This window comes from Pseudomonas sp. EGD-AK9, from assembly GCF_000465935.2.
GTDB lineage: Bacteria > Pseudomonadota > Gammaproteobacteria > Pseudomonadales > Pseudomonadaceae > Aquipseudomonas.
On record NZ_AVOF01000154.1, the window covers coordinates 1 to 7,490 of the forward strand.

General features: G+C 68.6%; 5 protein-coding genes. 2 read left to right on the forward strand and 3 right to left on the reverse strand.

Features of this window, described 5'->3' with window-relative positions; translation table 11 throughout:
* Together N878_RS08750 and N878_RS08755 are read left to right on the forward strand one after the other, a co-directional pair.
* Positions 1-614: efflux transporter outer membrane subunit (locus N878_RS08750; protein ID WP_021443288.1), on the forward strand; the 614-nt coding region annotated here is incomplete at its 5' end.
* Between the two features lie 138 nt (positions 615-752).
* Positions 753-2,804: a bifunctional diguanylate cyclase/phosphodiesterase gene (locus N878_RS08755; protein ID WP_021443289.1), complete on the forward strand. Its 2,052-nt coding sequence runs from the start codon at positions 753-755 to the stop codon at positions 2,802-2,804.
* A 25-nt stretch (positions 2,805-2,829) separates the two neighbouring features.
* Here N878_RS08755 and N878_RS08760 read toward each other — a convergent pair whose 3' ends face one another.
* The 3 genes from N878_RS08760 to nuoM all read right to left on the reverse strand — a co-directional run bounded on the left by N878_RS08760 (position 2,830) and on the right by nuoM (position 7,080).
* The gene (locus N878_RS08760; protein ID WP_021443290.1) at positions 2,830-3,837 is read right to left on the reverse strand and encodes a TRAP transporter substrate-binding protein; all 1,008 of its coding nucleotides are present in this window, start codon (positions 3,835-3,837) and stop codon (positions 2,830-2,832) included.
* Positions 3,838-4,086: 249 nt separating this feature from the next.
* Positions 4,087-5,541, reverse strand: coding sequence for an NADH-quinone oxidoreductase subunit NuoN (nuoN, locus tag N878_RS08765; RefSeq protein ID WP_021443291.1), 1,455 nt, complete (start codon positions 5,539-5,541; stop codon positions 4,087-4,089).
* 6 nt (positions 5,542-5,547) lie between these two features.
* Positions 5,548-7,080: an NADH-quinone oxidoreductase subunit M gene (nuoM, locus tag N878_RS08770; RefSeq protein WP_021443292.1), complete on the reverse strand. Its 1,533-nt coding sequence runs from the start codon at positions 7,078-7,080 to the stop codon at positions 5,548-5,550.
* Positions 7,081-7,490 lie beyond the last annotated feature (410 nt).

Genomic DNA, 7,490 nt, shown 5'->3' on the forward strand with positions numbered 1-7,490 from the left:
CGCAGCTGCTCGAACGGCGCCCCGACGTGGCAGCCGCCGAGCGCCGGGTGATGGCCGCCAACGCGCAGATCGGCGTGGCCGAGGCCGCCTGGTTCCCCGATCTGACGATCTCGGCCAGTGGCGGCTACCGCGGCAGCAGCTTCGCCGACTGGATCGAGGTGCCCAACCGTTTCTGGTCGCTCGGCCCGCAACTGGCGTTGAGCCTGTTCGACGGCGGCGCCCGCCGCGCCGAGCTGGAGCGCACCGAGGCGGTCTACGACCAGACCGTGGCGCAGTACCGCCAGGCCGTGCTCGACAGCTTTCGCGAGGTCGAGGATCAGCTGGTGCAGCTGCGCGTGCTGGAGCAGGAGAGCGAGGTGCAGCAGCAGGCGCTGGACGCCGCGCGCGAGTCGCTGCGCCTGATCGAAAACCAGTACCGCGCCGGCACCCTGGACTTCAACAGCGTGGTCAACGTGCAGGCCACCGCGCTGAGCAACGAGCGTTCCAGCCTGACCCTGCTCGGCAGCCGGCTGACCGCCAGCGTGCAGCTGATCGCCGCCCTCGGCGGCGGCTGGCAGCTCGAGCAATTGCATGAAAGCGACGAGCGGGCGACGAACAGCAGCTCGACTCGTTAGTCAGGTGTTTTTTGCCCTGACCCGGAAACGGGCTTTCCGCTAAGATTCGCGCTCTTGTCGTCAATGCTTGCAACTGGCCATCAGGGATTCGGAGCGCGCGCCGCTCCGCGGTCGGCGCAACGCCTGTAGAGAGTTTCGATGCTGATCGGTAGTTACGATTTATCCCTGGTTGTGCTGTCGCTGTGCGTGGCCATCCTGGCGTCCTACACGGCGCTCGATCTGGCCGGACGCATCGCCAGCGCCAAGGGCATCGCCCAGTCGCTGTGGATCGCCGGCGGCGCGGTGGCCATGGGCATCGGCATCTGGTCCATGCACTTCGTCGGCATGCTCGCCTTCAGCCTGCCGATCCCCTTGGGTTACGACCTCGCCATCACCCTGCTGTCGCTGGCCATCGCCATGCTCGCCTCGGGCTTCGCCCTGTGGCTGGTCAGCCAGCCCGAGCTGCCGGCCTGGCACCTGGGCCTGGGCGCACTGGCCATGGGCGCGGGGATCGGCGCCATGCACTACATCGGCATGGCGGCGCTGCGCATGCAGCCGGGGATCGACTACGACCCGCTGCTCTTCGCCCTGTCGCTGCTGATCGCCGTGCTCGCCTCGGGCGCGGCCTTGTCGATCGCCTTCCGCCTGCGCCGCGACACGCCCTACGTGCGCCTGGCCCGCGGCGGCGCGGCGGTGATCATGGGCATCGCCATCGTCGGCATGCACTTCACCGGCATGGCCGCGGCGAACTTCCCCGCCGGCAGCTACTGCGCCGCCGCCGGCAGCGGCCTGGACAGCGGCTGGCTGGCCAGCCTGGTGGTGGTCGTGACCCTGGCGGTGCTGGCCATCGCGCTGCTCACCTCGATCCTCGACGCCCGCCTGGAGGCGCGTACCGCGCTGCTCAGCAGCTCGCTGGCCAAGGCCAACGCCGAGCTGACCCAGCTGGCCCTGCACGATGGCCTGACCAAGCTGCCCAACCGCCTGCTGCTGGAAGACCGCATCGGCCAGGGCATGCTCAAGGTCGGGCGCAACGGCGGCCATTTCGCCCTGCTGTTCATGGACCTGGACGGCTTCAAGCCGGTCAACGATGCCTTCGGCCATCATGTCGGCGACCAGCTGCTGGTGGCTGTGGCCCAGCGCCTGCGCGCCCATCTGCGCGCCCAGGATAGCCTGGCGCGGATCGGCGGCGACGAGTTCGTCCTGCTCGCCGAGCTGCGTCAGGCGCAGGACGCGGCCAACCTCGCGGGGCAGGTGGTCAGCCTGCTGAGCCAGCCGTTCCTGGTCGAGGGGCACGAGTTGCGGGTCTCCACCAGCGTCGGCATCGCCCTCTACCCGGGCGACGGCAGCGACCAGCAGGAGCTGCTGATCAACGCCGACGCGGCGATGTACCACGCCAAGGGCCTGGGCAAGAACGGCTACAGCTTCTTCGAGCGCTCGATGAACACCAACGCGCGCCAGCAGCTGCAGCTGCTGCACGACCTGCGTGCGGCGCTGGAGCGCGGCGAGTTCCGTCTCTACTACCAGCCCAAGTTCGCCACCGGCAGCGAGCGCATGATCGGCGCCGAGGCGCTGCTGCGCTGGCAGCATCCGCAGCAGGGGCTGCTGGCGCCGGATCGCTTCATCGGCCTGGCGGAGAAGACCGGGCTGATCATCGCCATCGGTGACTGGGTGCTGGACGAGGCCTGTCGGCAGATGCGCCTGTGGTACCAGCAGGGGCGCAGCGACTGGCGGGTGGCGGTGAACCTGTCGGCGCTGCAGTTCTGCCACGGCGAGCTGGTCGACAGCGTGCGCCAGGCCCTGGCGCGGCATGAGCTGCCGGCCAACTGCCTGACCCTGGAGATCACCGAGAGCACGGCGATGCACGATGTGAACGCCAGTCTGGCGATTCTCCAGCAGCTATCGGCCATGGGCGTGGACATCGCCATCGACGACTTCGGCACCGGCTATTCCAGCCTGCTCTACCTCAAGCGCCTGCCGGCCAACGAGCTGAAGATCGACCGCGGCTTCGTCCGCGATCTGCAGCACGACGGCGACGATGCCGCGATCGTCTCGGCCATCGTCGCCCTGGGCCAGGCGCTGAACCTGCGCATCGTCGCCGAGGGCGTGGAGACCCGACAGCAGCAGGCCTTCCTCACCGAGCTGGGCTGCGACTCGCTGCAGGGCTACCTGCTCGGTCATCCGCTGCCGCCGGAGCAGTTGCCGGCGGCCTGAAGCGCCTTGGCGGGATTCCGCCAGGCTAGTCGCGGTGCTTGCGGTTGACCGTCTGCGCGGCCTTGATCACATCGCTGCCGATCGCCGTTTCGAACTGCTGCCACACCGGGCGCATGGCGTCGCGCCAGGCCTGGCGCTGCTCGGCGCTGAGTTCGAGCACCTGGCTGCGTCCGGAGTCGAGGATGCGCTGGCGATCGGCCTGGTTGGCGGCCTCGGCCTGGCGATTCACCGCGTAGGTGACTTCGTCGATGATGCCTTCCAGTTCCATGCGGATCTGGTGCGGAATGCCGTACCAGAAGCGCGAGTTGCTCACCAGCATGTAGTCCAGCACGCCGTGGTTGGTCTCGCTGATGAAGGGCTGCACCTCGTGCAGCTTCTGGCTATGGATGTTCGACCAGGGGTTTTCCGCGCCCTGCACCTGGCCGCTCTGCAGCGCCTTGAACACTTCGGCGAACGGCAGCTTCTGCGCGCCTGCACCGAGCTGGCGGAACTGCGCCTCGAGCACCGCCGAGGGCTGGATGCGGAAGCTCAGGCCATTGGCGTCGCCGGGCATCTGCAGCGCGCGGGTGGCGGACAGCTGCTTCATGCCGTTGTGCCAATAGGCCAGGCCGACGATGTTGTGATCCTCCATCGAGCGCAGCAGCTGGCGGCCCTTGGCGCGCTTCTGGAAGCGGTTGACCGCGTCGAGGTCGTCGAACAGGAAGGGCAGGTCGAACACCTGCAGCTGCTTGGTGTACTGCTCGAACTTGGCCAGCGAGGGCGCCAGCAGCTGCACCTCGTTGTTGCGCAGGGCCTCCAGCTCGTTGGCGTCGCCGTACAGGCTGGAGTTGGGGTAGACCTCGACCCTGACCTTGCCGGCCAGGCGCTCCTCCACCAGTTGCTTGAACAGCAACGCGCCCTGGCCCTTGGGGGTGCCGTCGGCGACCACGTGGGAGAACTTGATCAGGATGGCTTCGTCGGCCTGGGCGCTGAGCGCCGCAAGCGAGCTGAGCGCCATGGCGCAGACGGCCATGGCGCGGATCGTGTTGAGCATCTTGCTACCTTTTTCTTCTTATCTGTGGTGAGGCGCGGGGCGCCCGGTGTTGGTGGCGTTGGCCGCGGGCGGCGGAGCTCGGCAGCGCCGGTTCGCGGTCAAGGCTGGTAGCTTGCATGGCAAGGGCTGTGCCAGGGTGGCGATTTTCCGCCAGCGCCGTGACCACGGGAAAAGCCCCGTGACGCAGCGCACAGCGGGTGGCGGAAAACCGCCATACGCCCGCTCGGGCCTAGCGGAATCTTGCCGGTGTCAGCCGAGCGCGACGCCCTGCAGCATGGCCAGCAGGGGCTGCGGATAGACGCCGATGGCGAACGCCAGCAGTGCCACCAGCAACAGCATCATGCCGCCGGCGCGCTGGCCCCAGTCGAAGGGCGCGTCGTGGCGATGCAGATTGGGCTCGCGCAGGTAGAGGGTGACCATCACCCGCAGGTAGTAGAACAGGCCGATGGCGCTGCCCAGCACCAGGGCGCCGAGCAGCCACCACAGGCGCGCCTCGACGCCCACGGCGATCAGGTAGAACTTGCCGATGAAGCCGGCGGTGAGCGGAATCCCGGCCAGCGACAGCATCATCACGGTGAGCACCGCGGTCAGGTACGGGCGGCGCCAGAACAGCCCGCGGTACTCGTACAGGGCGTCGGCGTCGCGACCGCTGTAGGGGGTGGACATCAGGCTGATCACGCCGAAGGCGCCGAGGGTGGTCAGCACGTAGGTCACCAGGTACACCGCGGCGGCTTCCAGGGCCAGGCCGCGGCTGGCCACCAGGGCCACCAGCAGGTAGCCGAAGTGGGCGATGGAGGAATAGCCGAGCAGGCGCTTGAGGTTGTTCTGCAGCAGCGCCAGCAGGTTGCCCACCAGGATCGAGGCCACCGCCAGGGCCGCGAGCAGCTCGTGCAGGGCCGGCGCGGCGGCCACCGGCGCCAGCTGGAACAGGCGCAGCAGGGCGGCGAACACCGCCACCTTGCTGGCGGTGGCGAGGAAGGCGGCGACCGGCGCCGGCGCGCCTTCGTAGACGTCCGGCGTCCACAGGTGGAAGGGCACCAGCGACAGCTTGAAGGCCAGGCCCACCAGCATCAGGCCCAGCGCCGACTGCGCCAGCAGGCCGGGGGTGCCGAGGCTGGCGCCGATGGCGGCGAAGGCCAGGCTGCCGGATTCGGCGTAGAGCAGGGCCATGCCCATCAGCAGGAAGGCGCTGCCGGCAGCGGAGAGGATCATGTACTTGATCCCGGCCTCCAGCGAGCGGCGGTTGAAGAAGGCGTAGGCGACCAGGGCGTAGGTCGGCACCGAGAGCAGCTCCAGGCCGATGAACAGCCCGGCCAGGTGCTGCGCGCTGACCAGTACCAGGCCGCCGCAGGCGCTGAGCAGCATCAGCAGGTAGAGCTCCTCGCGGTTGCCCGGGTAGCCCTTGCCGCGGCCCTCGCCGAGGTAGGCGTGGGCCAGGGTCACGCAGGCCAGGGTGGCCACCAGGATCAGCGCCATGTAGAAGGCGGCGAAGCTGTCGATGCGCAGCAGCGGGGTGACCTCCAGCGGCATCACCTGCAGCGCCGGCAGCAGGGCCAGCAGCGCCAGGTTGAGGCCGATCACGCTGAGCAGAAAGCTCTGCCGATGGCTGCGGCGCCAGGCGATGCCGAGCATCACCGCGATGGCGGTGGCGGCGCAGACCAGCAGCGGCAGCAGGGCGATGAAGTGCTCGAGGCGTAGATCCATGGCCGGCTACCTCGCGACCGTCAGTTGGGCGAAGGCCGCGCTCAGCCACTGCTGCACGCCCTGCATGCTGGCCGCCGAGGTGTCCAGCACCGCCTGGGGGAACAGCCCGAGCCACAGCAGCAGCGCCACCAGGCCGAGCAGCATGGCCAGCTCGCGGCCGTCCAGCGCCTGCAGCGCCGCCTCGCTCTTAGCCGGCCCGTAGAAGGCGCGCTGCATCATGATCAGGGCATAGACCGAGGCCAGCACCAGGCCGCTGGCGGCGACGACGGTGAACCAGGGCCAGTCCTTGAACGCGCCGAGCAGGATCAGGAATTCGCCGACGAAGTTGCCGGTGCCGGGCATGCCCAGGCTGGCGGCGGCGAAGAACAGGGTGATCCCCGGCAGGTAGTGCATGCGGCTCCACAGCCCGCCCATCTGCCCCAGCTCGCGGGTGTGCAGGCGCTCGTAGAGCTGGCCGCAGAGTATGAACAGCGCCGCCGCCGACAGGCCGTGGGCGAGCATCTGGACCACCACGCCCTGGAGCGCCAGGGGGTGGCCGCTGTAGATGCCGATCAGGATAAAGCCCATGTGCGAGACGCTGGTGTAGGCGATCAGCCGCTTGATGTCGCTCTGGGCGAAGGCCAGCAGCGCGCCGTAGACGATGCCGAGCAGGCCGAGGCCCATGGCGATGGGGGCGAATTCGGCCGAGGCGTTGGGAAACAGCGGCACGGCGAAGCGCAGCAGGCCGTAGGCGGCGGTCTTCAGCAGGATGCCGGCCAGGTCCACCGAGCCGGCGGTCGGCGCCTGGGCGTGGGCGTCGGGCAGCCAGGAGTGCAGCGGCACCACCGGCAGCTTGACCGCGAAGGCGACGAAGAAACCCAGCATCAGCAGGTATTCCAGGCCGGGCGCGAGCTCGGCGCGCAGCAGCAGGGCGTAGTCGAAGGTGAGCACGCCGCTGGCATTGAAGTGGCTGAGCACCAGGCCGAGGATGGCCACCAGCATGATCAGGCCGCTGGCCTGGGTGTAGATGAAGAACTTGGTCGCCGCATTGATCCGCGAGCTGCTGCCGTCCGCCGCGCTGTGCCCCCACAGGGCGATGAGGAAGTACATCGGCACCAGCATCATTTCCCAGAAGAAGAAGAACAGGAACAGGTCGAGGGCGAGGAACACGCCGATCACCCCGCCGAGAATCCACATCAGGTTGAGGTGGAAGAAACCCACCCGCGCCTGGATCTCGCGCCAGGAGCAGAGTACCGAGAGCACCCCGAGCAGGCCGGTGAGCAGGATCATCAGCAGCGACAGGCCGTCCAGCACCAGGTGGATGTTGATGCCCAGGCGGGGAATCCACGGCTGCTTGAATTCCAGCTCCCAGACCGGATCGCGGCCCGGCATCGGCGCCAGCTGGAAGTCGCCCTGGGCCCAGAGCAGCAGGCCCAGCGCCAGCACCAGGAGCATGGTCAGCAGCGCCAGCCAGCGCGGCAGGGTCTGGCTGCGCTGCTCGCCCAGCCAGCACAGCAGGCCGCCGATAAAGGGGATAAGGATCAGCCAGGGCAGGATCATGCCGCCTCCATGCTAGGGTCGGTTGCCGTTTCGTTCGTGGCCGCGCCGGAGCCGGTTTTTCCGCGGGGCTAGGCACGAGACGCGAAGTTTGGTCGTCCAAATGAGCCGTCGAGTAACAACGCACCGCGGAAAAACCGGCCCGGCCCGTAGGGTTGCGCGGCAAATGGCGCCAGCTGTTGTTGCAGGACTTGGCAAGGGAATGGCCATTACCGGCGTCCTGCGCCTAACCTGGCGCCATTTGGCGCAGCAACGCGGCTCACGAACGAAACGGCAACCGATCCTTAAGTCCATGCCAGGGCTCCCAGCAGCAGCACCGCGCCGCCCGCCAGCGAGGCGGCGTACCAGCGCAGTCGGCCGGTCTGGCTCAGGCTCAGCAGCAGGTGCGCCAGCCGCGCCAGGCGCGGCAGCAG

What these genes read in the sequence shown, in the direction of transcription:
- N878_RS08755 (WP_021443289.1), top strand. Translation starts at nt 753, where the DNA reads ATGCTGATCGGTAGTTACGATTTATCCCTGGTTGTGCTGTCGCTGTGC.
- N878_RS08760 (WP_021443290.1), bottom strand. Translation starts at nt 3,837, where the DNA reads ATGCTCAACACGATCCGCGCCATGGCCGTCTGCGCCATGGCGCTCAGC.
- nuoN (WP_021443291.1), bottom strand. Translation starts at nt 5,541, where the DNA reads ATGGATCTACGCCTCGAGCACTTCATCGCCCTGCTGCCGCTGCTGGTC.
- nuoM (WP_021443292.1), bottom strand. Translation starts at nt 7,080, where the DNA reads ATGATCCTGCCCTGGCTGATCCTTATCCCCTTTATCGGCGGCCTGCTG.